This window comes from Mesorhizobium sp. M1409 (genome assembly GCF_040317535.1).
Classification (GTDB): domain Bacteria; phylum Pseudomonadota; class Alphaproteobacteria; order Rhizobiales; family Rhizobiaceae; genus Mesorhizobium.
The window spans coordinates 77,283-101,008 of record NZ_JAMYKV010000003.1 but is presented as its reverse complement, the minus strand read 5'-3'; the positions used below and the strand labels follow the sequence as shown (position 1 = coordinate 101,008).

Annotated in this window: 30 protein-coding genes and 1 pseudogene; 15 read left to right on the top strand and 16 right to left on the bottom strand. The window is 61.0% G+C overall.

The genetic code is table 11. The features are described 5' to 3' along the window. Window positions 1-73: 73 nt before the first annotated feature. Together panB and panC are read left to right on the top strand one after the other, a co-directional pair. Window positions 74-916 carry a 3-methyl-2-oxobutanoate hydroxymethyltransferase gene (panB, locus tag NKG99_RS03530; RefSeq protein ID WP_352864203.1) on the top strand — a complete coding sequence of 281 codons (843 nt, stop codon included), beginning with the start codon at window positions 74-76 and terminating at the stop codon, window positions 914-916. Beyond that, window positions 913-1,764 (top strand): pantoate--beta-alanine ligase, encoded by an 852-nt coding sequence (gene panC, locus NKG99_RS03525; protein ID WP_352864201.1) that lies wholly within the window; start codon window positions 913-915, stop codon window positions 1,762-1,764. The genes panB and panC overlap by 4 nt, the downstream gene beginning before the upstream one ends. 52 nt (window positions 1,765-1,816) lie before the next feature. On the opposite strand, the gene NKG99_RS03520 is transcribed toward panC, so the two are convergent. The 5 genes from NKG99_RS03520 to NKG99_RS03500 form a co-directional block, all read right to left on the bottom strand. Then, window positions 1,817-2,161: a VanZ family protein gene (locus NKG99_RS03520; RefSeq protein ID WP_352864199.1), complete on the bottom strand. Its 345-nt coding sequence runs from the start codon at window positions 2,159-2,161 to the stop codon at window positions 1,817-1,819. A 182-nt stretch (window positions 2,162-2,343) separates the two neighbouring features. Next, window positions 2,344-2,832 carry a GNAT family N-acetyltransferase gene (locus NKG99_RS03515; RefSeq protein WP_352864197.1) on the bottom strand — a complete coding sequence of 163 codons (489 nt, stop codon included), beginning with the start codon at window positions 2,830-2,832 and terminating at the stop codon, window positions 2,344-2,346. 4 nt (window positions 2,833-2,836) lie between these two features. Next, window positions 2,837-4,336 carry an Asp-tRNA(Asn)/Glu-tRNA(Gln) amidotransferase subunit GatB gene (gene gatB, locus NKG99_RS03510; RefSeq protein WP_352864195.1) on the bottom strand — a complete coding sequence of 500 codons (1,500 nt, stop codon included), beginning with the start codon at window positions 4,334-4,336 and terminating at the stop codon, window positions 2,837-2,839. A 428-nt stretch (window positions 4,337-4,764) separates the two neighbouring features. Next, a complete protein-coding gene (locus NKG99_RS03505) occupies window positions 4,765-5,196 on the bottom strand; it encodes a CBS domain-containing protein (protein ID WP_352864193.1) in 432 nt (143 codons plus the stop codon). An 88-nt stretch (window positions 5,197-5,284) separates the two neighbouring features. Further along, a complete protein-coding gene (locus NKG99_RS03500; RefSeq protein ID WP_352864191.1) occupies window positions 5,285-6,034 on the bottom strand; it encodes a rhomboid family intramembrane serine protease in 750 nt (249 codons plus the stop codon). 42 nt (window positions 6,035-6,076) lie between these two features. On the opposite strand from NKG99_RS03500, the gene NKG99_RS03495 reads away from it, so the two are divergent. The 5 genes from NKG99_RS03495 (at window position 6,077) to NKG99_RS03475 (ending at window position 9,981) form a co-directional block, all read left to right on the top strand. Continuing rightward, window positions 6,077-6,307, top strand: coding sequence for a hypothetical protein (locus NKG99_RS03495; RefSeq protein WP_352864188.1), 231 nt, complete (start codon window positions 6,077-6,079; stop codon window positions 6,305-6,307). A 116-nt stretch (window positions 6,308-6,423) separates the two neighbouring features. Next, window positions 6,424-7,056: a PAS domain-containing protein gene (locus NKG99_RS03490; RefSeq protein WP_352864186.1), complete on the top strand. Its 633-nt coding sequence runs from the start codon at window positions 6,424-6,426 to the stop codon at window positions 7,054-7,056. Between the two features lie 184 nt (window positions 7,057-7,240). Further along, complete coding sequence (locus NKG99_RS03485) at window positions 7,241-7,858, top strand: PilZ domain-containing protein (RefSeq protein WP_352864184.1); 618 nt, start codon at window positions 7,241-7,243, stop codon at window positions 7,856-7,858. Window positions 7,859-8,141: 283 nt separating this feature from the next. Beyond that, the gene (locus NKG99_RS03480; protein ID WP_352864182.1) at window positions 8,142-8,750 is read left to right on the top strand and encodes a transglutaminase-like cysteine peptidase; all 609 of its coding nucleotides are present in this window, start codon (window positions 8,142-8,144) and stop codon (window positions 8,748-8,750) included. A 478-nt stretch (window positions 8,751-9,228) separates the two neighbouring features. Continuing rightward, the gene (locus NKG99_RS03475) at window positions 9,229-9,981 is read left to right on the top strand and encodes a hypothetical protein (RefSeq protein ID WP_352864179.1); all 753 of its coding nucleotides are present in this window, start codon (window positions 9,229-9,231) and stop codon (window positions 9,979-9,981) included. Between the two features lie 117 nt (window positions 9,982-10,098). On the opposite strand, the gene NKG99_RS03470 is transcribed toward NKG99_RS03475, so the two are convergent. After that, window positions 10,099-10,752, bottom strand: a complete 654-nt coding sequence (locus NKG99_RS03470; protein ID WP_352864177.1) for a hypothetical protein — start codon at window positions 10,750-10,752, stop codon at window positions 10,099-10,101. 302 nt (window positions 10,753-11,054) lie between these two features. On the opposite strand from NKG99_RS03470, the pseudogene NKG99_RS03465 reads away from it, so the two are divergent. Continuing rightward, window positions 11,055-11,306 (top strand): annotated as a pseudogene (locus NKG99_RS03465) (HNH endonuclease); the annotation flags it as partial. 31 nt (window positions 11,307-11,337) lie between these two features. Here NKG99_RS03465 and NKG99_RS03460 read toward each other — a convergent pair. Next, window positions 11,338-11,712 (bottom strand): hypothetical protein, encoded by a 375-nt coding sequence (locus NKG99_RS03460; protein ID WP_352864661.1) that lies wholly within the window; start codon window positions 11,710-11,712, stop codon window positions 11,338-11,340. Between NKG99_RS03460 and NKG99_RS03455 the strand changes: the two genes are divergently transcribed. Next, entirely contained in the window at window positions 11,686-12,126 is a 441-nt protein-coding gene (locus tag NKG99_RS03455) for an ankyrin repeat domain-containing protein (protein ID WP_352864646.1), read from the top strand. The genes NKG99_RS03460 and NKG99_RS03455 overlap by 27 nt on opposite strands. A 33-nt stretch (window positions 12,127-12,159) precedes the next feature. Here the strand turns inward: NKG99_RS03455 and NKG99_RS03450 are convergent, their stop codons facing one another. Together NKG99_RS03450 and NKG99_RS03445 are read right to left on the bottom strand one after the other, a co-directional pair. Continuing rightward, window positions 12,160-12,687 carry a gamma carbonic anhydrase family protein gene (locus NKG99_RS03450; RefSeq protein ID WP_352864175.1) on the bottom strand — a complete coding sequence of 176 codons (528 nt, stop codon included), beginning with the start codon at window positions 12,685-12,687 and terminating at the stop codon, window positions 12,160-12,162. A 20-nt stretch (window positions 12,688-12,707) separates the two neighbouring features. Beyond that, window positions 12,708-13,043, bottom strand: a complete 336-nt coding sequence (locus NKG99_RS03445) for a DUF6949 family protein (RefSeq protein ID WP_352864173.1) — start codon at window positions 13,041-13,043, stop codon at window positions 12,708-12,710. A 128-nt stretch (window positions 13,044-13,171) separates the two neighbouring features. On the opposite strand from NKG99_RS03445, the gene NKG99_RS03440 reads away from it, so the two are divergent. Continuing rightward, entirely contained in the window at window positions 13,172-13,903 is a 732-nt protein-coding gene (locus NKG99_RS03440) for a hypothetical protein (protein WP_352864171.1), read from the top strand. A gap of 72 nt (window positions 13,904-13,975) precedes the next feature. Here NKG99_RS03440 and NKG99_RS03435 read toward each other — a convergent pair whose 3' ends face one another. Then, window positions 13,976-14,179, bottom strand: a complete 204-nt coding sequence (locus NKG99_RS03435; protein ID WP_006200852.1) for a DUF3126 family protein — start codon at window positions 14,177-14,179, stop codon at window positions 13,976-13,978. A gap of 152 nt (window positions 14,180-14,331) precedes the next feature. Beyond that, window positions 14,332-15,180: a serine O-acetyltransferase gene (cysE, locus tag NKG99_RS03430; RefSeq protein ID WP_352864168.1), complete on the bottom strand. Its 849-nt coding sequence runs from the start codon at window positions 15,178-15,180 to the stop codon at window positions 14,332-14,334. 147 nt (window positions 15,181-15,327) lie between these two features. Between cysE and NKG99_RS03425 the strand changes: the two genes are divergently transcribed. After that, window positions 15,328-15,930 (top strand): HD domain-containing protein, encoded by a 603-nt coding sequence (locus NKG99_RS03425; protein ID WP_352864166.1) that lies wholly within the window; start codon window positions 15,328-15,330, stop codon window positions 15,928-15,930. Between the two features lie 33 nt (window positions 15,931-15,963). Here the strand turns inward: NKG99_RS03425 and NKG99_RS03420 are convergent, their stop codons facing one another. From NKG99_RS03420 to NKG99_RS03410, 3 genes are read right to left on the bottom strand one after another with little or no spacing between them, the layout of a single operon-like run. Beyond that, a complete protein-coding gene (locus NKG99_RS03420) occupies window positions 15,964-16,731 on the bottom strand; it encodes an alpha/beta fold hydrolase (protein WP_352864164.1) in 768 nt (255 codons plus the stop codon). A gap of 20 nt (window positions 16,732-16,751) precedes the next feature. Beyond that, window positions 16,752-17,315, bottom strand: a complete 564-nt coding sequence (locus NKG99_RS03415; protein ID WP_352864162.1) for a DUF192 domain-containing protein — start codon at window positions 17,313-17,315, stop codon at window positions 16,752-16,754. 25 nt (window positions 17,316-17,340) lie between these two features. Next, window positions 17,341-17,937, bottom strand: a complete 597-nt coding sequence (locus NKG99_RS03410) for a cold-shock protein (protein ID WP_502910899.1) — start codon at window positions 17,935-17,937, stop codon at window positions 17,341-17,343. A 219-nt stretch (window positions 17,938-18,156) separates the two neighbouring features. On the opposite strand from NKG99_RS03410, the gene gloA reads away from it, so the two are divergent. After that, window positions 18,157-18,597 carry a lactoylglutathione lyase gene (gene gloA / locus NKG99_RS03405; protein ID WP_352864158.1) on the top strand — a complete coding sequence of 147 codons (441 nt, stop codon included), beginning with the start codon at window positions 18,157-18,159 and terminating at the stop codon, window positions 18,595-18,597. Between the two features lie 133 nt (window positions 18,598-18,730). Further along, window positions 18,731-19,024, top strand: coding sequence for a DUF2218 domain-containing protein (locus NKG99_RS03400; protein ID WP_352864156.1), 294 nt, complete (start codon window positions 18,731-18,733; stop codon window positions 19,022-19,024). A gap of 5 nt (window positions 19,025-19,029) precedes the next feature. Here NKG99_RS03400 and NKG99_RS03395 read toward each other — a convergent pair whose 3' ends face one another. Next, complete coding sequence (locus NKG99_RS03395) at window positions 19,030-19,590, bottom strand: DUF1697 domain-containing protein (RefSeq protein ID WP_352864153.1); 561 nt, start codon at window positions 19,588-19,590, stop codon at window positions 19,030-19,032. Next, complete coding sequence (gene ilvA / locus NKG99_RS03390; RefSeq protein WP_352864151.1) at window positions 19,587-20,843, bottom strand: threonine ammonia-lyase IlvA; 1,257 nt, start codon at window positions 20,841-20,843, stop codon at window positions 19,587-19,589. Before ilvA ends, NKG99_RS03395 begins: the two co-directional genes overlap by 4 nt. A 418-nt stretch (window positions 20,844-21,261) precedes the next feature. Here ilvA and NKG99_RS03385 point away from each other — a divergent pair, with 418 nt between their 5' ends. Continuing rightward, window positions 21,262-22,335 carry an alpha/beta hydrolase gene (locus NKG99_RS03385; RefSeq protein ID WP_352864148.1) on the top strand — a complete coding sequence of 358 codons (1,074 nt, stop codon included), beginning with the start codon at window positions 21,262-21,264 and terminating at the stop codon, window positions 22,333-22,335. Window positions 22,336-22,478: 143 nt separating this feature from the next. Beyond that, the gene (locus tag NKG99_RS03380) at window positions 22,479-23,642 is read left to right on the top strand and encodes an alpha/beta hydrolase (RefSeq protein ID WP_352864146.1); all 1,164 of its coding nucleotides are present in this window, start codon (window positions 22,479-22,481) and stop codon (window positions 23,640-23,642) included. The last annotated feature ends 84 nt before the right edge of the window (window positions 23,643-23,726 follow it).

The window sequence follows — 23,726 nt, the reverse complement described above, 5'->3', positions numbered from 1 at the left end:
TTTGCGGTCTTTCTAAAGCTCTGCGCGCGCCGTGCGGGTATCCAACCCGGCAGCAGGCCGAAGGAGGTGACGATTGGCCACGAAATTGCCGACCACCGACATCCGCATCAGCACCGAGCTGATTCGCCGCCACAAGGGCGGCACGCCGATCGTCTGCCTGACCGCCTATACCTACCCCGTGGCCCGTTTGCTCGACGAGCATGTCGACCTGCTTCTGGTCGGCGACAGCGTCGCCATGGTGCTGCACGGCCACAAGACGACGCTGGGAGCCTCGCTGGAGATGATGATAGCGCACGGGCAAGCGGTGATGCGCGGCTCGGCCAGGGCCTGCGTCGTCGTCGACCTGCCGGCCGGCAGCTATGAGGATTCGACGGCGCAAGCCGTCGCTTCGGCGCGACGCGTCGCCGACGAAACCGGCTGCCAGGCGGTGAAACTCGAAGGCGGCGTCAGCATGGTCAGACAAATCGCGGCCATCGTCGCCGCCGGCATTCCGGTCATGGGACATATCGGCCTGCAGCCGCAATCGGTCGAAAAGGACGGCGGCTACAAGATCAAAGGCCGCACCGAGGAGGCTGTTGCGGCTTTGCTTCGCGATGCGCTTGCCGTCGAAAGCGCCGGCGCATTCTCGGTGGTCATCGAAGGCACGGTCGAGACGGTCGCCGCCGACATAACCCGCCGCATCGCCATTCCAACCATCGGCATCGGCGCCAGCGGCGACTGTGACGGCCAGATCCTGGTCATCGACGACATGGTCGGGCTCACCGTCGACCGAGTGCCGAAATTCGTCAAGGAATACGCCGATCTGCGCAGCGTGATCTCGCATGCCGCCGAAAGCTACGCAGCGGAGGTGCGAAGCAGGGCATTTCCCGGCCCTGGCCATGTCTTTTCGGCGACAGACAGCAGGAATGACGCATGAGCCTTCCCGTTGTCGTCGACAGCGTTGCCGCACTTCGCGCGCAAATCCGTGACTGGCGGCGCGACGGCCTTCGTGTCGCCATGGTGCCGACCATGGGCGCTTTGCATGACGGGCACGTCTCGCTGGTCAGAATCGCGCTCGAAAAAGCCGATCGCTGCGTCGTGTCGATCTTCGTCAACCCGACACAGTTCGCGCCGACCGAAGACCTCGACAAATACCCGCGTCAGCTCGCCAGCGACCTCGACCGGCTGGGATCGGCAAAGGCCGACCTTGCCTTCACACCGACGGTTGGCGAGATGTACCCTGCTGGCTTCGCCACGAAAATCTCGGTCGGCGGCCCCTCCGCCGGGCTCGAATCGGACTTTCGGCCGACCTTTTTCGATGGCGTCGCCACCGTGGTGGCAAAGCTCTTGCTGCAGGCAACGCCCGACTGCGCGATCTTCGGCCAGAAGGACTACCAGCAGCTTTGCGTCGTCAGGCAGCTCTGCCGCGACCTCGACCTGCCCGTCGAGATCATCGGCGCACCGACGATCCGCGATGCGCAGGGTCTCGCCATGTCGTCACGCAATGCCTATCTCGACGAGACCGAACTGAAGATCGCCCGCCAGCTCAACGTGATATTGCGCAACACGGCAGTGGCGCTGGCGGCGGGCGCCGACCAGAGCAACTCAACCGAAGAGGCCAGCCGCGCCCTCATCGCCGCCGGCTTCCAAAAAGTCGACTATGTCGAGGCACGCGAAAGCCTGACGCTCGCGCCATGGCGTCGAGACCGTGAAGGCCGCCTGCTCGCGGCCGCGTGGCTCGGCAAGACCAGGCTGATCGACAATGTGGACGTTTCCTCTGCGTAGCCAAGCTCGAGGCGAAGCCTGCCCCGTCGGCGCGGCGGTTTTCTGCCCGCGCCTACCGCTCCCCCATTCGTCCGCTGCTCTTGACGAACAATTGCCCCACGAGGATCCCGACAATGCCTGCGCAGGCTTTCACGAACGCATCGGAAAGCTGCGCGTGGCGACCGGGATCGATGATCTGAAGCAGTTCCAACATGCCGGCGGTCGCAGCTACAAAGATCACTGCTTGATACAGTCGGTTGGGGAAGCCGAGCGCCAAGGCGAAGCCCAACAGCACGTAAGCCAAGGCGCGCTCGACATTCGCTTCGGCGAGGTGCGGCCGCATCTGGATCGGCGACAATGTTGCGAAAATGATGATGGCGAGCAGCGCCAACGCTACAGTGCGGGATAGTTTGGTCATGTCCCTGCATATCCGTCGTGAGCCGGCACGGCAAATGCCGGGATGACGCATGGCCGGATCGCTGCCGACATGCCTCGAACTATTCCTCGGTTGGCATATGCAGATACATCGACTGGATGCCGACCCGCCCGGTGAAGCGGTTGACGATGAAATTCATGTTGGCGCCGAAGCCCGGCGGCAGCCTATCCGAGCGGCTTCTCGAAACTCAGCGTCGTCGGCCTTGAGCTGTCGTGAGGTTCCGCAGCTGTGCCGGCGGGCAAAAACCCCTTCGATCGATAGAAGGCGATGGCGCCGCCATTGGCCTCCTCGACCTCGACGCGCAGCACTCGCGCTTCCGGGAAACTGGCCTCGACCTCGTCGAGCAGTGCTTGCCCGATCCCTCGCCTTTGGCAGTCCGGATGGACGTAGAGTTGGTTCAACAGGATGACCTTCGCATCCGCGGTGGCGGCGGCGAAAGCCATGCCGCCGATCCGCTTGCCGTCATCGGCGACCAGGAATTCCGAGTTCGGCCGTGTCAGCCGCGAACGGAGCGAGGCAATCGAGTGCCATTCATCGGTGATCTCGGTCACCTTGGCAGCGCCATAAAGGGCATCATAGGTCGCATGCCAGGTCTCGACCAGCAGCGTCCGCACTGCGGCAAGGTCGCGCTCCCCGGCGGTGCGGACGAACACGGCCCTACTCGATGCCCAGCTTGGTCTTGACGAGGTCGTTGACCGCTTGCGGATTGGCCTTGCCGCCGGTCGCCTTCATCACCTGGCCAACGAACCAGCCCGCCATGCTCGGCTTGGCGCGCGCCTGTTCGACCTTGTCCGGGTTGGCGGCGATCACCTCGTCGACCGCCTTCTCGATTGCGCCGGTGTCGGTGACCTGCTTCATGCCACGGCTTTCGACCAGCTGGCGCGGATCGCCGCCTTCGTTCCAGACGATCTCGAACAGGTCCTTGGCGATCTTGCCGGAGATGGTGCCGTCCTTGATCAGATCGATGACGGCGCCGAGCTGATCGGGCGAAACCGGAGCGTTTTCAATGTCCTTGCCGGCCTTGTTCAATTGGCCGAGCAGATCGTTGATGACCCAGTTGGCGGCGAGCTTGCCGTCGCGGCCGGCGGCGACCTTCTCGAAATAGTCGGCGATCGGCTTTTCCGACACCAGGATCGAGGCGTCATAGGTCGACAGGCCGAGCGACGAGATCAGCCGCGCCTTCTTGTCGTCGGGCAGTTCCGGCAATTCCTTCGCCAGCGCGTCGACATAGGCCTGGTCGAATTCCAGCGGCAGAAGATCCGGATCGGGGAAGTAGCGGTAGTCGTGCGCCTCTTCCTTCGAGCGCATCGAGCGCGTCTCGCCCTTGACGGCGTCGAACAGCCGCGTTTCCTGGTCGATCTTGCCGCCGTCCTCAAGGATGGCGATCTGCCGGCGCGCCTCATAATCGATGGCCTGGCCGATGAAGCGGATCGAGTTGACGTTCTTGATCTCGCAGCGCGTGCCGAACTCACCGCCCGGCTTGCGCACCGAGACGTTGACGTCGGCACGCATCGAGCCTTCGTCCATGTTGCCGTCGCAGGTGCCGAGGTAGCGCACGATCGTGCGCAGCTTGGTGACATAGGCCTTGGCTTCGTCGGCCGAGCGCATGTCCGGCTTGGAGACGATCTCCATCAGCGCCACGCCGGAGCGGTTGAGGTCGACATAGGACATGGTCGGATGCTGGTCGTGCATCGACTTGCCGGCATCCTGCTCCAGATGCAGCCGCTCGATGCCGACCTCGATGTCCTCGAATTCGCCCTGGCGGTCGGGACCGACCGAGACGATCACCGTGCCCTCGCCGACGATAGGCTGCTTGAACTGCGAGATCTGGTAGCCCTGCGGCAGATCGGGATAAAAGTAGTTTTTCCGGTCGAAGACCGACTTGTGGTTGATCTGCGCCTTCAGCCCAAGGCCGGTGCGGATCGCCTGCTTGACACATTCCTCGTTGATGACGGGCAGCATGCCCGGCATCGCCGCGTCGACCAGGCTGACATTGGCGTTGGGCGCCGCCCCAAAGGCTGTCGAAGCGCCGGAAAACAGCTTTGCTTCCGAGGTGACCTGCGCGTGGACCTCGAGGCCGATGATGATCTCCCAGTCGCCGGTGGCGCCGGAAACAAGGCGCTTGGCGTCGGGCGTGCGGGTGTCGATGAGGGACATTGTGGCCTGCGTATTGGAACTACGGATTATGCGTTTACGCATATTTTGGTGTGCAACTTCGCTAGTGCAAACCGTTCAACGAGACAAGTGCAAAGCCGCAAGCTGGCGTTTTCAGCCGCTTTCGCCAATAGGACGCCCATTCCAATGGAGAGTGGATGTCCACTTACGCACAGTCCCGGTAAAGCCCTGACCTCCTAGCGAGGCAGGGCAGAAAACCTGTAACCCCGTGCCGTCAAGCTTCGCGGCGGCGGCATTTTCTGTTTTCCGGGAAAACTCTCACATGGATATTTCGCGCAGCGCATGCCCCCGAAAATCGGAATCGATTTTCGGCAAGGATCATGCGCCAACTTATAACTGCCACAGCGTCGACAACAGGTAGACCATGGCTCCGCCGGTTGGGTCTCCGGCCGGCGGTTCCTTGTCGGCGCTCAGGCGGTGGCGATATAGGCCCTGATCTCTTCGGCCTCGCGCTCGACATCCTCTATGCGGCGCTTGACCACGTCGCCGATGGACACGATGCCATCGAGCGTGCCGTCCTTTTCCACCGGCAGATGGCGGAAACGGCCTCGGGTCATGATTTCCATCACCTCGTTGACGGTGTGGTTTTCGTTGCAGATCTTCACCTTCGGCGTCATCGCTGAACGCACGGCGATATCGAGCGCGGCACCGCCTTCCTTGGCCAGAACCCGCACAATGTCGCGCTCGGAAAGAATGCCGACGATCTTGTGATCGCCATTGGTGATGACCAGTGCGCCGATCTTGTGTTCTGCCAGGATGCGGATGGCTTCGCTAAGCTTTTCGTTCGGCCCGAGCGTCAACACGTCGTGGCCTTTCTTCTCGAGAATTGCCTTCACCGTCATGGCGTCCTCCTCTGCTTTTTGCCTGCCGGTTCCTGCCTGACCGGCTTTCACATAAGATTGAACATCGTGCGCCGTGATCGGTTGCATTTCAAGTGCGGTGGTCGGTCGTCTCCCATTCGGGCGCCTGCCATCGCCGGTCGAACCAGCGCAGCCCGAAGAAGCCGGCGACGAAGCCGCCAATATGGGCCTCCCAGGCGATCTGGCCGTCTACTCCCGGGGCAAGGCCGAGAAGACCGGTGGCAAGGTTGATGATCATCCACACGGCGAGGAAGATCACGACGCCGCGCAAGCGCAACACGAATGCGATCGGCAGCACCGGGCCGGCGAAGGCAGCCGAACGGTCGGTGCGGAAACCGAAACGCGCCGCGGCTCCCATCATGCCCGATATGGCTCCCGAGGCACCGACCAGCGGCGCGTCTCCATAAGGATGCATAGCCCAGAAAAGCGCGACCGAAGCCAGCCCGGTTACGGCAAAGAACAGCGCGAACCAGAGCGTGCCCAGACGATTTGCCAACGGCGAGCCAAAGGCCGCGAGCCAGACCATGTTGATGGCGATATGGGCAAAACCGCCATGCATGAAGGCATAGGTGAACGGCCGGGAAAACAGGAACCAGTCGAAGCCGTATTGCCCGGTGTAGAGAACAGGAATGAAGGCCCCGTCGTACAGCAATGTCATCTGCTGTGCGTCGTCCAGCACATATTGCTGCAGCAGATAGACGGCGACGCAAATGCCGATCACCGCCAGCACCACCGGCGGCAGGTTGAACACCGGCTCGCGCCGGGGCTCAGGCGAACCCTCGACCAGGTCGTCTTCCGGGGGAGTTACCGGTTCACTCATTTGAAATTGCACTCACAGCATGATCGGGGTCCGAGCATCTAGATGACCGCGGACCGAACCGCAAACCGCGAATCGCCGCGGCGCGAATCAAAAAAGAAGCCGTTCAAGGTTTCCCTTGAACGGCCGGTCGAGCCCCACGCTCCCCTAAAACTCTTGACTGAAGTGCTGCCGATCGTTGCGAAACGACCGCTTCTGGAGTGGTTTTTGTGTGCCACGGGGCTCGCTTCGATGCAACGTAAACCACTTGTTAACCTTAACGGCCCCGACCCGTGAACAAGTGTTAACGACGCTGGCACGCTTCCTGCTCCGCAACGCATGTAGGTCATCGGAGGGCGCCCTTCTGTTCACCGATGGGACATCAGACGACAGATTGCGCGGAGCAGCATAGCATGAACCAGAATGGATCGATCACGCTGTTCCACTATTGGAATCGCCTGCGTGACGGACGCCCTGCCCCGAAGCGTTCGGAGGTCGAGCCGGCCGACATCAAGTCGCTGCTGGCCGACACCTTTATCCTGGAACGGGACACGCGCGGGCAAGCCGTGTTCCGGCTCGCCGGCACTAGGCTTTGCGCCTGCTATGGCCGTGAGCTCAAGGGGTTTTCCTTTCCGTCGCTGTGGCGTGAGAAGGATCAGCGGCTCGTCTCGCGGCTGATCCATGGCGTCTTCGACCAGAAGTCGGTCGTGCTCATCACCTATGAGGGCTTCAGCCGCAACGGGCGCTCCAACAAGTTCGAACTGCTCGCCTTGCCGCTTGACGGCGGCATCGAAAATCCGCGCTGCCTGGGCGTCGTCAGCGCCGTGGAGAAGCCCTTCTGGCTGGGCGCCGACCCGATCACCGACGCGCTGATCGATTCGATCCGCGTCATCGACCCGGAGAAAGAACTGCTGAGCAACCGTCCGGCGATCGATGTTCCCTCGCTCGTTCCCGATGACCTCGGGATACCCGAGACGATCTCGGCGCTCGGCCGGGCGCGCCGCATCCGTCATCTTGTCGTCTTCGATGGCGGGCGCGAGGAATAGTCCGCGGTATCGCGGCTCGATGCATGTCGCCCAAAAATGCGGAGCGGTTTTGGAACAGCGACATGCATAAAAAGGAAAACGCTAAAAGCGCCCGTTTTTCCCCTTTGTTAACCCGCTTTGCTGTACTTCTCGGATGAAGTTCCTCGCATCGACGCGTGGGACGCCAAACGGGGTGTAGGCAGTCATGAGGTCAGCGGCGATCGACTATGCGCCGTCCCAAGCTGAAAGGCGCAACTTTCAGCGCGTCCGGGTCAAGATTTACGGGCGCTTCATGCTGGAAGACCGCACCGAGCACCCTTGCCAGGTCATCGACATGTCACCGGGCAATGTCGCGTTTCGCACCGACCGCATCGGAATGCCCGGCGAAAAAGTCATCGCCTACATCGATCATATCGGCCGCATCGAAGGCGTCGTTACGCGCACCTTGCAAGACGGTTTCGCGATGACCGTCATCGCGTCGGATCGCAAGAAGGACAAGCTTGCCGCGCAATTGACCTGGCTTGCCAACAAGCATGAGCTCGACCTGCCGGAAGACCGTCGCCACGAGCGCGTCGCGCCGCGCAATCCGACCAGCGTGCTGCAGCTCACCGACGGCCGTCAGTACCAGTGCCGTATCATCGACCTGTCGCTCTCCGGCGCCGCGGTCGAGATCGACGTCAAGCCGGCGATCGGCATCCAGGTCATGCTCGGCACCATGCGCGGGCAGATCGTCCGCCATTTCGAGGATGGCGTCGCCATCGAATTCGCCGTCATCCAGCGCCCCGAAACGCTCGATTCCGAATTCAACACGCCGCGCGCCTGACAAGGCAGCAACGCTTTCATGAAACCGGCCCTTTGCGGCCGGTTTTTGCGTTCAAGACATCGCTGATCGAGATGCTCCAGCCAAGCTCAATGCCGTTGCCTGCCAGGCCTGCATGACATCGAGCCTGGAGGGCCAGCTTCGGAAAACTCCAAATAATTTAATACTCAAATGATTCAAATTTTATGTTTATTCTACTGGAGTTTTACTCAATATCTACTTCGCGCTTTTGCCTCAAATAAATCCACACGTGGCAATGTCTTCCTCGAACGGGGAGACTGCAGCAATGAAGAAAACGAGGGGCAAGCTGTTGCTGGTGGCAATGGCGATGCAGCTTTCCGCTTGGGGATCAGCATATGCCGCGGGACCGGCCTATATGCACACGGGCGGACGTACCACGCAGCCTGTTGGCCATTATGAATTCTGCCAGCGCATAGCCGGCGAATGCAGCGAAAAGACCCCCAAGGGCCCGCCGGTCGAACTGACCCGCAAACTGTGGGCGACGATCGTCAACATCAACAATTCGGTCAACACCCGCGTCAAGCCGCGCACCGACATGGAAAACTACGGTGTCGAGGAATACTGGGCCTATCCCGATAATGGCTATGGCGATTGCGAGGATTACGCGCTGGAAAAGCGCCGTGAATTGATGGATGCGGGCGTGCCCGCCGGCAATCTGCTGATGACCGTCGCGCGCCAGCCGAATGGCGACGGTCACGCGGTGCTGACCGTGCGCACCAGCCTGGGCGAATTCATCCTCGACAATCTGGAAACCAAGGTCCTGTCCTGGACGGACACCGAGTACACCTATCTCAAGCGCCAGTCAGATCAGAATTCCGGCGTTTGGGTGACGATCAACGACGGCCGCTCCGACGCTGTCGCCAGCGTCCGCTAAATCAGAGGTCAAGCGCGTCGCATGAATGTGACCGCTTAAGGAGAAACCCGGTCGAGTCCCCCCCCTCCCCGTCCCCAACGACCGGGTGAAAGGAGCCGGCCCCGTCCCCGGGCCGGCTCCGCCATTTCTGGGACAACCCTTTGAAATCCCGATTGAAATCTACGATTTCAACAGCTTAGATTTCTGTTTGCGGCTCACCTCTGCTACACAAACAGGATGAAAGACGTGGCTGATCGAAAACACCTCCAGCACCGGGGCACCGTGCGGCGCTACGGGCTGCGCGTTCTCGTTTTAGGCCATCCGGCTGCCCCTTTAATCACAAAGCGTTTAGTTCACCAATAAATAAGGACGCGAGACATTTGCGATAAGCATCCGTCCCACTTCGTCAACCAACAACACGAGATAAGCCAGGAGACGCGCTAAAGCTGATGCTCAGCTAGCGCCTGGAAGGAGAAGGGCCGCAGGGATGTCAGTTCGCATGTATGCGCAGTACCGCAGGGCGCTGAAAACAGTGCCACTTAGCGCGAATTACACCGACTTTGGATGGTACAGGCTGCCGTCGCGAATGGATATGTCGTTGATGGCATATGGAACCATGCTTCGGGAGTTCTCTACCGAAATCGCGAATGAGATCAATGCTCTGATCAATTACACGCATGACCTTGCGGCATGGGATGAGGTGATGAAGCCGCTTAATGAACAAAGAAGGTTTGACGTACTGGTGGAGTTCGTGCGCCCCATTGCTTCTCTCGCGTTAGGGATGCCGTACGCAATTCGTGCACGTTTCCTTTTCGCGGCGGTTCATCTCTGTCATCAAGTAAACCAACTGAAGCACGGGAAAAAATGGGTCGATCAGCTGCCGCCTGACAGGGGCATCAAACCGGCTCATCTGGATCAGTTAGGGGTCGGATGGCAGAGCTACGCCGGCTTTAAACAGGCAATGGAAGGCATATTCGACAAGGGCTACCGGCAAGCAACGAGAGACTATCGACATAGGTACAACCATCAGATTCCCCCCGGTCTTGTTCTCGGGATCACAGGGATGGTCACTCGTAAGCTAGAGCCAAAGACCGGACTGGTGAGCTATGTCTTTGGCGCGACACCACCATTGCCCATGAACACAATTGTGCAGTTGATGTCGGATCAGTGCAGGCTATGCTGTAAAACTTTTGAGGAGTTCAAGAAATTGATCGAAGAGCACCAGGCCATCATTACTACGGCCTCTCCCTAGAATGCAAATCGAAATGAACCCGAACTCTGACATCCACGCTGATCTGCATTGGTCATCTAAGAAAAATATTCCTGACGACGGAGAATTTTATGCACGTCCGGCCAGTACATCCCAGTCCTAGAGGCTATTATCTTTAAGCTGGCCGCGAGGATCATCTCGGGCGTCGGGCACCAGTTCATAACTCTCCAGATTTGCCATATCTAGAAAATACTTTGACTTTCTTTTTGGCGCTCCCCGAAGCCAATCAGCTAGTTCTGATTGCGTAACCGTTAGCCAATCTGGAAATTCGTCGAGGCCGCCGAACTCTCCTTCGATCAAACCGACCAAAGCGCTAATGTAGATGACACGACCAACACCGGGAAACTCGTAAATCTCAATCCCCCGCCTGCCTTGGAGGCGATCTTCAATCAACTTGTTCGCGATATCCAAAACGATCTTGTCGGCCGGGTATCGGTCATCCACGAGAAGCCAATTTACAATCTCCTGCCTTCGCTCGTTGTCGGTGGAACCGTAAAATGCACCAAGCCCCATGTTGCAGATGGTGCAGCACGGGACCAGTTTGCACTGACCAAACCTCTCCCGTATCGCCTTCTTGGTTACCAATCCGCCGTCCGCGAACCGATGAAGGATATATACTGGAGGTTGATGGTCAGATTTACCATCATTCGGCATCCCGCAATAGATACACTGGTCGCCCGCGACGACTTCATAAACGCGCTCGAAACGCATTTCGGCTTCACGTCGGTTGTACTTTTGCTTTACCCGACCCATGGGATTTTCCGTAACTCCTAGACCGCTCCGGCAACGGCGCGCCATTCGCCGGGGCATCCAAGATCGACTTGATCTTCACCAAATTCCCAAATAGCATAAGTATGTGGAGACGTTCTAAAGTTCGTCTGGGTAGCCGTTGTGGGTGACCTGATGGGCGCTATTCTTACGCTTGGCACCTACCACTAAATACTGCGGAGTGGCACTCTACAGGGTGTCGTCTCGTGCGAGGGTTATCCCTTCCGAATAAGGGGCAATCGCTTACCGGTTGCTGCACATCCGCTTCATGTTGATGAAGCAAAAGGATGTGCGAAATGTGCAAATCAAACACGCTGGCAAAACTCAAGATTGCGCAAGCCAACAAGCAGAATAGGCTATGCTTCCACTGCGACTTTCCGATGTGGGACGGAGATCCGGCGCCGTTTTCTGAGCGTTATCATCACTTTAGCGGATTGCTCGACCGTTTCCTCTGCACCGCTGAACATCTGACGCCCCGGATGGACGGCGGCAAAGACACGCAGGAGAACGTCGTTGCTGCTTGCAAGTTTTGCAATCAGACCCGCCATAAGATGCGAAATGTGTTGTCGCCTACTGCCTACCGACGGCACGTCCGAAGGCGAATAGTGGCCGGGAAATGGCATCCGCCTGAATGCCATCATTTGTTAAAATGGCGCTCAGGCGGTCCGTCGGAAGTTTCGCGGCCGCTGCGAACGCGGACAAGGCTCCCTTGTCCGCGATCCAGCTTTCAAATGGCAACTGATCGCTGCAGGATGAGCGATCAAAAGCCACCTCTGGATCTCGGCGATGTTGGAAATCCCGGAAGATCGATGCGAGCGCCATCGCCTGTTCAAGGCCATCGATGATGCCTTCAAGGCCGGCGATCTCGAGGGCCTCGGCGTAGCCCTGGGTGACTCGCCCCGCTGGTTCGACGAGCGCATGCCGTTTGAACTCGGCCTCGGGCATCCGCTGGAATATGCGATCTATTGGAGCCCCGTCGGTTTCATCTCGACCTTGCTGGATGCTGGCTCGGATCCGAACTATCAGGATCACGGCGGGTTTCCGTCCATCATCGCGGCGCTGTCCACCGACCGGGCCGACAGGCTGGACATCGTGCGGATATTGATCGACGGCGGAGCCGATCCCAACATGCGGGGTGTGAACGATTGGACGCCGCTTCACTATTCGGTGGCAATCCGCAGTGTCGATGCGATCCGCCTGCTTTTGGCGGCGGGCGCCGACCCGGCACTCGAAACCCGCATCGATGACTACAGGACGGCCGTGGAAGAGGCCCAGATTGCCGGTTTTGAAGCAGGTGCTTCATTGCTGCACGATGCGATGACCGGGCGTGGTTCCAACGGTGAGTTGGGCCGCGATTAAGACGGTCGGCGACAGATATAGGCCAAACTGGCCTCAGGCCTTCTTCAACCCAGCCTTGAAGCGCTTGCCATTGGCAACGTAGTGCGCGGCCGAGCCGCGCAACCTTGCCACGGCCGCGTCGTCCAGAACCCTGATTGCCTTGGCGGGCGAGCCGACGATCAGCGAATTGTCCGGGAATTCCTTGCCTTCGGTGACCAGTGCACCGGCGCCGACCAGCGAATTCCTGCCGATTTTCGCGCCGTTCAGCACGATGGCGCCCATACCGATCAGGCTGTTGTCGCCAATCGTGCAACCATGGAGCAAGGCGCGGTGGCCGATGGTGCAGCCCTCCCCGATGGTCAGCGGGAAGCCGGGATCGGTGTGCATCACCGTGTGCTCCTGCACATTGGTGTCGGCGCCGATGACGATGGGCTCATTGTCGCCGCGAATGACGGTACCGAACCAGAAGCCGGCGTTGCGGCCGACGCGCACGTCGCCGATCAGCGTCGCATCGGGCGCGATCCAGTTGGTCTCGGCATCCACGAAGCTGGGCTCCGTTCCATCGATCGCATAAAGCGGCATTTCTTGATCTCCGAATCGTCTCAGGCTGGCAAGCCTAGGAGACGGATCGTCCATGAGGCAATGGCAAGCACGACCACGCCCAGCGCCAAGGCCCAGGCGATCGCCGTGCAGCCGCAGGACATTAGCGCTATCATCGAAATGCGGCGCTCGCGCCGGGCATCGATGGCATCGTTGACCAGCATGAAGGGCCCGGCACACGCGGTGGCGAGCAGCGAGCGCAAGATATGGGACGGCGACACATAGGGTTCGGTGAAGGCGACCTTGCGGCCCGAGACCAGTTCCATGGCCGATCCAGCCAGCCCGCAGGCCGTCAACCCGACGACAAAAGCGAAGAGAGTGAGTTGCAGCGGTCCCATCTTAACTTTCCATTTACCATGAAATTGCACAGTCGTTCCATGAAGGCTGCAAGAGCCGTGCCGTACGATGTGTGCCGCACAGGGACACGGGAGGCGGACAGGTGGCGGCCGGAGATCCGGGGACTGAAATGAAACAGGCAGCGCTCGCCAACGGCCCCGAAATCACCGTGGTCGATTCCAGGCTGATGAAGCGGGTGCTCTACGGGTTCGCGGCGCTGGCCCTGCTGTCGGCAGCGATCAGCCTTGGCGGCAAATGGTTCGGCCATTCGATCGCCATGGCCGGATACACCGACGACACAACGGTCCACCAGGTGGTGATCGGCAACAATGTCCTCGCCGTGCCGGCCAACGCCATCCGCTTCGCCCAGGCCCGGCGCGACGGCATCGCCTCGCGGCTCGACCTCTATCTGCGCTATCCCCAGATGGACGGCTACAGCGAGGCCGCGCGCGACGACTTCAACCACACGGGGACAGCCAAGAACATCATCTTCCTGTCCTTCGAACAGCAGATGATGTCGCGTGACATGAGTGGCCGCTTCGCGCCGATCTACAACGCGTTGATCACCAAACCCGGCATTGCGGGGCCTGGCGGCACGACGGTGTACGGTTTCAACGAGAAATCAGGCTATTTGAACGAGGTGCTGGTTGTCGGCAAGCGCCCCGGCAAGGACCCGTTCGTGGCCCGTTGCCTGAGCGGGCCGAGTGCCGAGGAATCGCTGGCGCCCTGCGAGCGCGACATCCAGGTCGGCGACGAGCTCAGCCTCACCTATCGCTTCCCCAGGGAATTTCTGGGCGATTGGCAGGCGCTTGACGCGGCAATCGCCACCGAAGCCGGGCGCGTCCTGAAACCAGGACATTAGCATAGGAAAGCGTCGGGAGATCCGGCTGGCCGGCCGCATTCGAGGCGCAGCCGGCAAGCGCAAGATGCTGGCTCAGGCCAGGTCGATGTCGAGGATCGCCATCGAAAAATTGTAGTCGCCGTCGTCCTCGTCCTTGAAGACGATGCCGAGGAATTCGTCGCCGACATAGACCTCGGCCGAATCTTCCTTGCGCGGCCGTGCCTTGACCTCGAGCTTGGGGTTCTGGAAGACGCGCTTGAAATAGGCGTCCAGCTTTCTGATTTCGTCCGGCTTCAACAGTCTTCTCCGATCATCGGGCTTGCTCGTTCGAACGCGCTTCTGGCACGTCGACAATGGCGATGTAAAGGCAAGCGGCTTGATAAGACGAGACAACCACCACTCATGCCCGCGGCCGGAATCCGGCAAGCAGGCGGCAGGCCTCGTAAAAATCAGATGTCGAAGCTGACGACCTGATCCATCGACTGCGACGGCAGAAGCTGATCCATCTGGCGCGACGGCTGATCGCAGCCGGTCTCGCCGACGACGCGGGCCGGCACGCCGGCTACCGTCTTGTTGTGCGGCACTGGCGACAGCACCACCGAGCCTGCCGCGATCTTCGAGCAATGGCCGACTTCGATGTTACCGAGGATCTTGGCGCCGGCGCCAATCAGCACGCCGTAGCGGATCTTGGGATGACGGTCGCCGCCGGCCTTGCCGGTACCGCCCAGTGTTACGCCATGCAGGATCGACACATCATCCTCGATGACCGCGGTCTCGCCGACCACAAGGCCGGTGGCGTGGTCGATGAAGATGCCCTTGCCGATGCGCGCGGCCGGGTTGATGTCGGTCTGGAAGACCGAGGATGAGCGGCTCTGCAGATAAAGGGCGAAATCCTTGCGGCCCTGGTTCCACAGCCAATGCGCCAGCCGATGGGTCTGGATGGCGTGAAAACCCTTGAAATAGAGCACCGGCATGATGAACCGGTCGCACGCCGGATCGCGGTCGTAATAGGCCTGGATGTCGACACGCACGGTCGTCGGCCAGTCCTTGTCATCTGCCAGCATCGACTTGAAGGTCTGGCGGATGAGATCGGAGCCGATGTCCTGGTGCGCCAGCCGCTCGGCCAGCCGATGGATGACCGCTTCCTCCAGGCTGTCCTGGTTGAGGATGGTCGAATAGAGGAACGCGGCGAGCAATGGGTCGCGGTTGACAGCCTCCATTGCCTCGTCGCGGATCGAACGCCAGATCGGGTCGACCGGCTGCAATGCGCTGTGTCGGGAAATGCTGATGCTGTTCATCGCCGTCTCGTCCTGCGCCCTGCCGGGCTTGCCTGTTGTGCTTGCCTGTTGTCCGGCCGCACATATAAGCCAGATCATAGCACGATTGAACTCAATTTTCCTTAGTGCATTGTCAAATGGATTTGGTTCGCGGGAATTCAAGCAGCGATGGAAAACGAACCCTTGATGGACGACGCTCTGAAGAGCGAGCTCTCAGCACTCTACCGGGGACCAGGCCGCCATTACCACAACCTTGCCCATATCGAGGCGATGTTGGCTCTGGCGGGTGATTATCGAGCGGCGCTCGGCGACCCCGGAGCCGTCGAAGCGGCGATCTGGTTCCACGATGCCGTCTATGACAGCAAGGCCAAGGACAACGAGGCGCAAAGTGCCGACCTCGCCGAGAAGAAGCTGGCGGGCCGCGCGGATCCTTCACGCCTGAACCGCATCTCGGCGATGATCGTCGCCACCGCCACACACCAGGTGCCGCCGTTTGACGACGCGACGAGCACACGGGACGCAAGTCTCTTCCTCGATATGGATTTGGCGATCCTGGGTGCCGCGCCGGAAGCCTTCGACGCCTATGAGCGCGCCGTGCGGCGCGAGTATCAATGGGTGGAGGAGCCGATGTGGCGGGCCGGGCGCAGTGCGGTGCTGAAGAATTTCCTCGCCCGCCCACACATTTTCCACACGGAGGAGTTCCGGCAACGCTTTGAACGGCAGGCCCGGGAAAACATGACGCGGTCGCTGGCGGCTCTCACCACAGGCTGAGGGCAGTCACGTCCCTCTCCCCTCGCTGTCCGCTCAGAGCGGATTTTCGGCATAGAACTCCAGCACGCGCTGCTTGAAGGTCTTGTCCCCAACGGCCAGCATATGGTCGCGGCCCTCGATGTGAAAGGCCCTGGCGTTCGACATCAACGCCGCGAGTTCATCGGGCGAGCCGCCAATGTCGTCGGTCGTGCCGACAGCGACCAGCGTCGGCTGGGCGATGCGGGCAATATCCTGCTCGCTCAGCAGTTCGCGCGATTTGGCAATGCAAGCGGCCAATGCACGGCGATCGCTGCGGGTCTGGTCGGCGAAGCCGCGAAACGATCGGCCGCGCGGATGGCTTGTCGCGGCCGGATCATCGGCAAGCAGGGCCGCGGCGATCGGATCCCAATCGCCGACACCATCGATCATGCCGATGCCGAGGCCGCCAAAGACCAGCGTCGCCACCTTGTCCGGATCCGACAGTGCCATGAACGCCGCGATGCGCGCGCCCATCGAATAGCCCATGACATGGGCGCGTTGGATGCCGAGATGGCCGAGCAGGGCGGCGGCGTCCGAAGCCATCTTGACCGGCGTATAGTCCGCTTCCTCATAACTCTTCGACGACGAACCGTGGCCGCGATTGTCGAAGGCGATAGCGCGGTAACCGGCATCGTTCAGCGTCTTGAACCAGCCGGGCGACACCCAGTTGACATGGTGGTTCGAGGCGAAGCCGTGGATCATGAGCACCGGGTCGCCCTCGCCCGATGCCGGCTGGCGGTCGAGGAAGGCAAGGTCGAAGCCGTCATGGGTGAAAAGCCGCATCAGCGATCCCGCCTGCCCACTCAGCCGCCCCCGCCATTGGGCGAATCGCCATTGTCGGCTGGCGGCATGCCGGGGCCGGATACCGTGCCCACGGCCGGATGGCGCAACAGGTCGCCATATTCGATGCCATTCCTGGCAGCCGTGCCGGCCTTGAGCTCGAGCACGAAGCGCACGGGGACACCGGGCGAAACAACGGCGTCGGACTGCGGCTCGCCGTGCTTGATCGCCCGGATCTTGCCGTCCTGGCCGACAAAGATCAGATCGAGCGGCATCGGCGTGTTGTGCATCCAGAAATTGACCTGCTGCGGCATTTCAAAGACGAACAGCATGCCATGGTCGTCCGCCATGTCCTGGCGATACATCAAACCGGCCTCGCGCTCTCGATCGGTGTCGGCGACTTCAATGGAAAAAGAGCGGTCGCCGCCTTTCGTCACCACGACCAGCGGCGCCGGATCGACCGGAAGGATCATCGCCCGGCTGTCCGCCGAGGTCGGCCGGCCGGAATAGAAGAAGGCGCCTGCGGCGACGATGACGGCAATCACGGCGCATACCACGCCCGCCGTCAGCCAGTTTCTGTGAGCCATTTGAGATCCTCGGCCGGGAATCGTCTTAATGCGAGACCGGCAAGGTCCCCATATCGGGGTGAATTTCGGCGGCCATAAGGCCTTTGTCGCCGCGTCCGAAACGAACCAGCACGACCTGGCCGGGCCGAAGCTCGGTGATGCCGTAACGGCGCAAGGTCTCCATGTGGACGAAGATGTCCTCGGTGCCCTCGCCGCGGGTTAGAAAACCAAAACCCTTGGTGCGGTTGAACCACTTCACCAAGGCGCGTTCGAGACCACTTTCCGGCGTCACCACGATATGGGTGCGCTGCTCCTGCATCTCGGCCGGGTGAACTGCGGTGGTGAGATCCATGGAGAGCACCCGGAAGGCCTGCAACCCGCGGTCGCCATGCTTGACGAGGCAGACCACGCGCGCGCCCTCCAGGGCCGTCTGAAAGCCGTCCTTTCGAAGACATGTCACGTGGAGGAGGATGTCGCCCGAAATGCCGTCATCCGGAAGGATGAAACCGTAGCCCTTGGCCACATCGAACCACTTGATGGCGCCGGCAATTTCGAGCAGGTCGGCGGCGTCGCCGCCTTCGTCACGCTGCCGGGCGTCGCCAAGGGGTCCGTCCCGCCCCATGAAAGAGGCCTTTTCCCCCATAAGAATGCCCCCCTCTTTTCAAGAACACCGCAACTGATTCTTGGCACCAGATTAACACCGCCACTTCCGGTGTGTGCAAGACCTGCCGTGCCTTTTTTCACGGTTCAATGGGGGGAATACCGGATTTGTTCTTTGCCGGCATTGCGCGCTGCCGCACGATTGCCCTTTTACAGGGCCGACCCTATGTTGCACCGCAACGCAATTTGTCGAGGAAATCACATGCGCTATCTGCACACCATGGTCCGCGTCGCCGACGTGGACGCCTCGCTTGACTTCTACTGCAACAAGCTCGGCCTCAAGGAGGTGCGCCGCTACGAAAACGAGCAGGGCCGCTTCACGCTGATCTTCCTCGCCGCGTCGGAAGACGAGCAAAGCGGCATCGCCGACAAGGCGCCGCTGATCGAACTGACCTACAATTGGGATCCGGAAGACTACAAGGGCGGGCGCAATTTCGGCCACCTCGCCTATGAGGTCGACGACATCTACGCCACCTGCCAGCATTTGATGGACAACGGCGTCGTCATCAACCGGCCGCCGCGCGACGGCAATATGGCCTTCGTCAAGTCGCCGGACGGCATCTCGATCGAGCTGCTGCAGAAGGGACCGGCGAAGCCCAAGGCCGAGCCCTGGGCCTCGATGCCGAACACCGGCACCTGGTAGCGATCACGCCATCTTGAGTGGAGCGGCCAGGCGGACAAGCCGTCCGCCTTTGCCGTCTTGATCGACGGCACCTATCTACCTGCCTATAGCGCCTGCCCGGCAAGGGGCCGGCGCTCACCAGGAGAATTCATTCATGCCGACCAGCCGTGCCGATGTCGCCACCGAACATGCCAGCCGCTACCTGCAGCAGTTGTGCAAACACTGGGCGCATAAATTCCCGGTCGAGTTCGATCCCGCCCATGGCACCATCGATCTCTCGCTCGGCCGCACCGTCATGGATGCCGACGCGACCGCGCTGCATATAACGGTATCAACTGACGAAGCCGGATCGATCGAACGCCTGGAAAGCGTCGTCGCCGATTACATCAAGCGCTTTGCTTTCCGTGAAGAACTGACCTTCGCCTGGAAGCCCGCGCCGGCGGCATAAGGACCCTATTTTCCACCGGCCTGAGCGGCCATCTCCAGCAGCGCCCGCACCGAGCGCCAGTTGCGCGCCGTGCCCGGCACTTTCAACGTGCGCGGGATCAGCCCGGCAAACACCGATTTGCCCAATCCATCCGGCGCGTGCAGGTAGAGCACATCGCCCTTGATCTCGAAGCGTTCGGGCCCTGTGCACTTTTCGGCCAGCCGCGCCACCTCGTCGGCGGTCGGCTCGCGCTCCAGCACATAGGCGTGCAACTTCGTGTGGTCCGCGGCCACGTCCGGATAGGGATTTTCGTCCACCAACCGCTCGAACCATGAGAGATCGCGCACCATGATGCGTGAATGGAAACCCCATTTCTTCTCGAAGGCTGCTTCGAGCTGTTTCGTCAGCGTGACCGCATCGCCCTTCTTCGCCTTGAACACGGCATTGCCGCTCTGCACATAGGTGGCGACATCGGAGAAGCCGAGACCCTCGAAGAACGACCGCAACTCCGCCATCTTGACGATGCGGTTGCCGCCGACATTGATGCCGGAAAACAGCGCGACGAAGATTTTTCCAGCACCGCTCATATGATGAACCCGGCCAATGTCTCGTTGTCGGTGATGTCCTGGTACTGGACGCCCTCGGCCTCGAAATTCGCCTTGAGCAGGTCGAAATTGCGGCGGTCCTTGGTTTCGATGCCGATCAGCACCGAACCGAAATTACGCGCCGATTTCTTCAGATATTCGAAGCGGGCGATGTCGTCGTCGGGACCGAGCAGTTCGAGGAAGTCGCGCAGCGCGCCCGGCCGCTGGGGGAAGCGGATGATGAAGTATTTCTTCAAGCCCTCGAAGCGCAGCGCCCGCTCCTTGACGTCCGGTAGCCGCTCGAAATCGAAATTGCCGCCCGAAACCACGGCGACGATGGTCTTGCCCCTGATTTCCTTTCTGGAGAAATCCTTCAGCGCATCGATCGCCAGGGCGCCGGCCGGCTCCAGCACTACGCCTTCGACGTTGAGCATCTCGATCATGGTGGCGCAAAGCCGATTTTCCGGGATCAGCCGCACCGTGTCGGCCGGAAAATCCTTGAGATGCCGTAACGGCTCGCGGCCGATCTCGGCCACCGCCGCGCCATCGACGAAATTGTCGACTTTGGCGAGTTTGAGCCGTTTTCCCGCGGCGAGGCTCTCGCGCAGGCTCGGCGCGCCGGCCGGTTCACAGAAGACGAAGCGCGCTTCCCGGCCCTGATCGGCGAAATAATGGGTGACGCCGGCGGCGAGCCCGCCACCGCCGACCGGCAGCATGATGATATCGGGCATGCGGGCGCCCGGCATCTGGTCCGCGATCTCATAGGCGACGGTCGCCTGGCCCTCGATGATGTCCTTGTGGTCGAAGGGCGGCACCATATGGGCGCCGGAACTTTCGGTGAATTCGAAGGCGGCACGGTAGCAGTCGTCGAAAAAGTCACCAACCAGCCTGATCTCGACGAAATCGCCGCCGAACAGCCTGGTCTTGTCGATCTTCTGCTGCGGTGTCGTCACCGGCATGAACACCACGCCCTTCTTGCCGAAATGGCGGCAGACGAAAGCAAAGCCCTGCGCATGGTTGCCGGCGGACGCGCACACGAACAGTTCGGCCTCGTTGCCCGCCGCCAGCGTCTTGCGGAAGAAGTTGAAGGCGCCGCGGATCTTGTAGGAACGCACCGGCGACAGATCCTCACGCTTCAACAGCACCCGCGCACCTGTCTTTTTCGACAAATAGTCGTTTTCCTGCAGTGGCGTTTCCGGAAAGATCTGGCGGATCGCCGCGGCAGCGGCAGCGACGCGGGAAGAAAAACTGTTCATTGGAAAACACCTCGCGCCGGTTGTCGCCCGCGGACCCTCAATCATCGATCGGACCGCGCAGCCGGCCCCGCCTATTGCATATCCAGCCTCGCGACGCCATTGTCCGGCCATTCATGCCCTTCCGCAACGGGCATTCGTAGAATCCTTGCAAGCACTTGGAGGCGTTTGTTCATGCCGTGTCATCGGTTGGCCTGAATCCATGTCCTTGCCGGAATTCGGCGAGCCGACGGTGATGCCGCTCATTGCGCGCACCACGCATGCGTTCCTCCCGCCATTTTGGCTTTCGCGCAACACTGCGATGGCTGTAGCCGGGCGCTGATCACATTTCGACTGGACACGACTTAGTTCCGCCGCACTCTGCCTGTCCGGGAGGTGGCGGGGGTAGACAGGCCTTTCGGCCGGAGTTGGAATTTCAAGCGTGCCTTTGAACAAGATCTTTGCCGTTGTCCTTGCCTTGCTCGTCGCCGGCTGCGCGGGCTCGCAAACACAGGAACTGCTGGGTAGCGCCATGGTGTCCGCTCCGGTGACGGAGATCGCCGGCAACCACAGCATCTTCATCGCCACGACGCGCAAGAAATCCGACGATCCAAACAAGGTTTTCGACGGCGAGCGCTCGGCGACGCTTAACTACGCCCGCGTCAACGTCACCGTTCCGGGGACCCATGAGACCGGCCAGATCGAGCGGCGCTCGCGCGGCAAGTCGGATGACCCGGCCAAATATTTCATGGCCTCCGAGGTCGTCGGCTACGACACACAGCCGAAATTCTCCAGCGCCCTCAACGCCGACATCGCAGCGCGCGGCGGCCGCGTCATGGTCTTCGTGCATGGCTACAACACAGGCTTCGACGCCGCCGTCTATCGCCTCACCCAGCTTGTCCACGATTCCGGCTATCCCGGCACGCCCGTGCTGTTTTCCTGGGCATCCGGCGCCAGGACCACCGACTATGTCTACGACAAGGAAAGCGCCAGTGCCGCCCGCGACCAGCTGGAAGTGACGCTCAGGATGCTGCAGCAGTCGGGCGCCCGTCGCATCGACATCGTCGCCCATTCAATGGGAACCTGGGTGACCATGGAAACGCTGCGCCAGATGGCCATCAGCGGCGACCGCGATCTCGGCGGCAAACTCGGCGACGTGGTGCTGGCCTCGCCCGACATCGATGTCGACGTGTTCAAGAGCCAGATGCGGCGCTACGGCAAGCCCGACAAGCCGTTCATCCTGCTGCTGTCCGACGACGATCGGGCGCTGAGGCTCTCCGGCCTGATCGCCGGTTCGCGGCCGCGCGTCGGCGACTACAAGGATGCCGCCGATCTTGCTTCCTACGGCGTGACCGTCGTCGACCTCTCCAAGGTCAAGGGAAGCGACAGCTTCAACCATACGAAATTCGCCGACAATCCAACGCTGGTGAAGATGATCGGCCAGCGGCTGCGCGAGGATGACGGCTTTGCCAGCGACCGTGACGTGACCGACCGCATCGGCCTGCTCGGGCAATAGATGCGGTCCCGCGGTTTTCGCCGTTCCTGTTCAGCATCGCGGACGCATGGACTCACTTTGAACTGGACCGCGCCGGTCTCTGGCTTTATCGGAATAGCCAGCGACGTCATGCGTTTGACGTCCCCCTTCGCGGGAGCCGGCGCGTGACCGTGCGTTCGAAGAGTTACCTCGTCGTTGCGATCGCGCTCGCTGTCACCGGCTGCGCCGGCCGGAACACGCATGACCTGCTCAACAGAACTGCTGTCTCAGTGCCCGCTTCCGACATCGCGGCCACGCATGAGATCTTCGTTGCCACGACCCGCCAGAAGGCAATCAAGGATCCGCGACAGGTGTTCGACGGCGATCGCTCGCTGACCACCAGCTTTGCCCGCGTCGACGTCACCGTTCCGAAAAGCCATCAAGTCGGCGCCATCGAGCGGGCCAAGGGATCGGCAAACAGCGCTCCAGCCAAGGACTTCACCGCCAAGGACGTCGCCTTCTACGAAGGCGCGCCGCAATTCGCCAAGGCGGTCGGCGCCGACATTGCCATGCGCGGAGACCGTGCGCTGGTTTTCGTGCACGGCTTCAACAATGGCTTCGATGACGGCATCTATCGGCTGACGCAGATCGCTCACGACACGAAATATCCAGGTACGCCCGTTCTGTTTTCATGGGCGTCGAGTGCCAAGACGACGGGCTATCTCTACGACAGGGATAGTGCAAACGCGGCGCGCGACGATCTTGAAGCAACGCTGAGAATGCTTGCCAAGACCAAGGTGAGAAGCATCGACATTATCGCCCATTCGATGGGGACGTGGTTGACCATGGAGGCGCTGCGGCAACTCGCCATCACCGGCGACCGCGATCTCGGCGGGAAGCTCGGCTATGTCATTCTGGCCTCGCCGGATATCGACGTCGATGTGTTCAAGAAACAGATGATCCGCTACGGCAAGCCGGACAAGCCGTTCGCCATCCTGCTTTCGGGCGACGACCGCGCCTTGAGACTGTCAGGCCTTCTGTCCGGCGACAAACCGCGAGTCGGCGACTATGGCAATGCAGCCGACCTTGCCAGCTACGGCGTATCGGTTGTGGACTTGAGCAAACTGAAGTCCGGCGATCGCCTCAACCACGCCAAATTCGCCGATAACCCGATCCTGGTGCAACTGCTCGGCGACCGGCTGCGAGCACCGGCTGGCCTGGCTTCGGAGGAACCCGACCCGACACAGTTCAACAATATCGGTCAAGGCCTCGGCAAGGCTGTCGGCTCGGTCGCCGAGATCGTCATCACCACACCATTCAAGGTGCTGACCATAGCCACCGGCGGCTGAGTACCATCAACAAGCGCCGGGGTATGTTGAGATTCGGGTCAGGCCGAGTCGAGAATGGCGGCTTTCGAGAACCGGAGCGGAGCG

Excerpts from the sequence above, each read along its gene's own strand:
- panC (WP_352864201.1), top strand. The coding sequence starts at position 913 with ATGAGCCTTCCCGTTGTCGTCGACAGCGTTGCCGCACTTCGCGCGCAA.
- NKG99_RS03520 (WP_352864199.1), bottom strand. The coding sequence starts at position 2,161 with ATGACCAAACTATCCCGCACTGTAGCGTTGGCGCTGCTCGCCATCATC.
- gatB (WP_352864195.1), bottom strand. The coding sequence starts at position 4,336 with ATGTCCCTCATCGACACCCGCACGCCCGACGCCAAGCGCCTTGTTTCC.
- NKG99_RS03505 (WP_352864193.1), bottom strand. The coding sequence starts at position 5,196 with ATGACGGTGAAGGCAATTCTCGAGAAGAAAGGCCACGACGTGTTGACG.
- NKG99_RS03500 (WP_352864191.1), bottom strand. The coding sequence starts at position 6,034 with ATGAGTGAACCGGTAACTCCCCCGGAAGACGACCTGGTCGAGGGTTCG.
- NKG99_RS03495 (WP_352864188.1), top strand. The coding sequence starts at position 6,077 with ATGACCGCGGACCGAACCGCAAACCGCGAATCGCCGCGGCGCGAATCA.
- NKG99_RS03490 (WP_352864186.1), top strand. The coding sequence starts at position 6,424 with ATGAACCAGAATGGATCGATCACGCTGTTCCACTATTGGAATCGCCTG.
- NKG99_RS03485 (WP_352864184.1), top strand. The coding sequence starts at position 7,241 with ATGAGGTCAGCGGCGATCGACTATGCGCCGTCCCAAGCTGAAAGGCGC.
- NKG99_RS03480 (WP_352864182.1), top strand. The coding sequence starts at position 8,142 with ATGAAGAAAACGAGGGGCAAGCTGTTGCTGGTGGCAATGGCGATGCAG.
- NKG99_RS03475 (WP_352864179.1), top strand. The coding sequence starts at position 9,229 with ATGTATGCGCAGTACCGCAGGGCGCTGAAAACAGTGCCACTTAGCGCG.
- NKG99_RS03470 (WP_352864177.1), bottom strand. The coding sequence starts at position 10,752 with ATGGGTCGGGTAAAGCAAAAGTACAACCGACGTGAAGCCGAAATGCGT.
- NKG99_RS03455 (WP_352864646.1), top strand. The coding sequence starts at position 11,686 with ATGCCGTTTGAACTCGGCCTCGGGCATCCGCTGGAATATGCGATCTAT.
- NKG99_RS03460 (WP_352864661.1), bottom strand. The coding sequence starts at position 11,712 with ATGCCCGAGGCCGAGTTCAAACGGCATGCGCTCGTCGAACCAGCGGGG.
- NKG99_RS03450 (WP_352864175.1), bottom strand. The coding sequence starts at position 12,687 with ATGCCGCTTTATGCGATCGATGGAACGGAGCCCAGCTTCGTGGATGCC.
- NKG99_RS03445 (WP_352864173.1), bottom strand. The coding sequence starts at position 13,043 with ATGGGACCGCTGCAACTCACTCTCTTCGCTTTTGTCGTCGGGTTGACG.
- NKG99_RS03440 (WP_352864171.1), top strand. The coding sequence starts at position 13,172 with ATGAAACAGGCAGCGCTCGCCAACGGCCCCGAAATCACCGTGGTCGAT.
- cysE (WP_352864168.1), bottom strand. The coding sequence starts at position 15,180 with ATGAACAGCATCAGCATTTCCCGACACAGCGCATTGCAGCCGGTCGAC.
- NKG99_RS03425 (WP_352864166.1), top strand. The coding sequence starts at position 15,328 with ATGGAAAACGAACCCTTGATGGACGACGCTCTGAAGAGCGAGCTCTCA.
- NKG99_RS03420 (WP_352864164.1), bottom strand. The coding sequence starts at position 16,731 with ATGCGGCTTTTCACCCATGACGGCTTCGACCTTGCCTTCCTCGACCGC.
- NKG99_RS03415 (WP_352864162.1), bottom strand. The coding sequence starts at position 17,315 with ATGGCTCACAGAAACTGGCTGACGGCGGGCGTGGTATGCGCCGTGATT.
- NKG99_RS03410 (WP_502910899.1), bottom strand. The coding sequence starts at position 17,937 with ATGGGGGAAAAGGCCTCTTTCATGGGGCGGGACGGACCCCTTGGCGAC.
- gloA (WP_352864158.1), top strand. The coding sequence starts at position 18,157 with ATGCGCTATCTGCACACCATGGTCCGCGTCGCCGACGTGGACGCCTCG.
- NKG99_RS03400 (WP_352864156.1), top strand. The coding sequence starts at position 18,731 with ATGCCGACCAGCCGTGCCGATGTCGCCACCGAACATGCCAGCCGCTAC.
- NKG99_RS03395 (WP_352864153.1), bottom strand. The coding sequence starts at position 19,590 with ATGAGCGGTGCTGGAAAAATCTTCGTCGCGCTGTTTTCCGGCATCAAT.
- ilvA (WP_352864151.1), bottom strand. The coding sequence starts at position 20,843 with ATGAACAGTTTTTCTTCCCGCGTCGCTGCCGCTGCCGCGGCGATCCGC.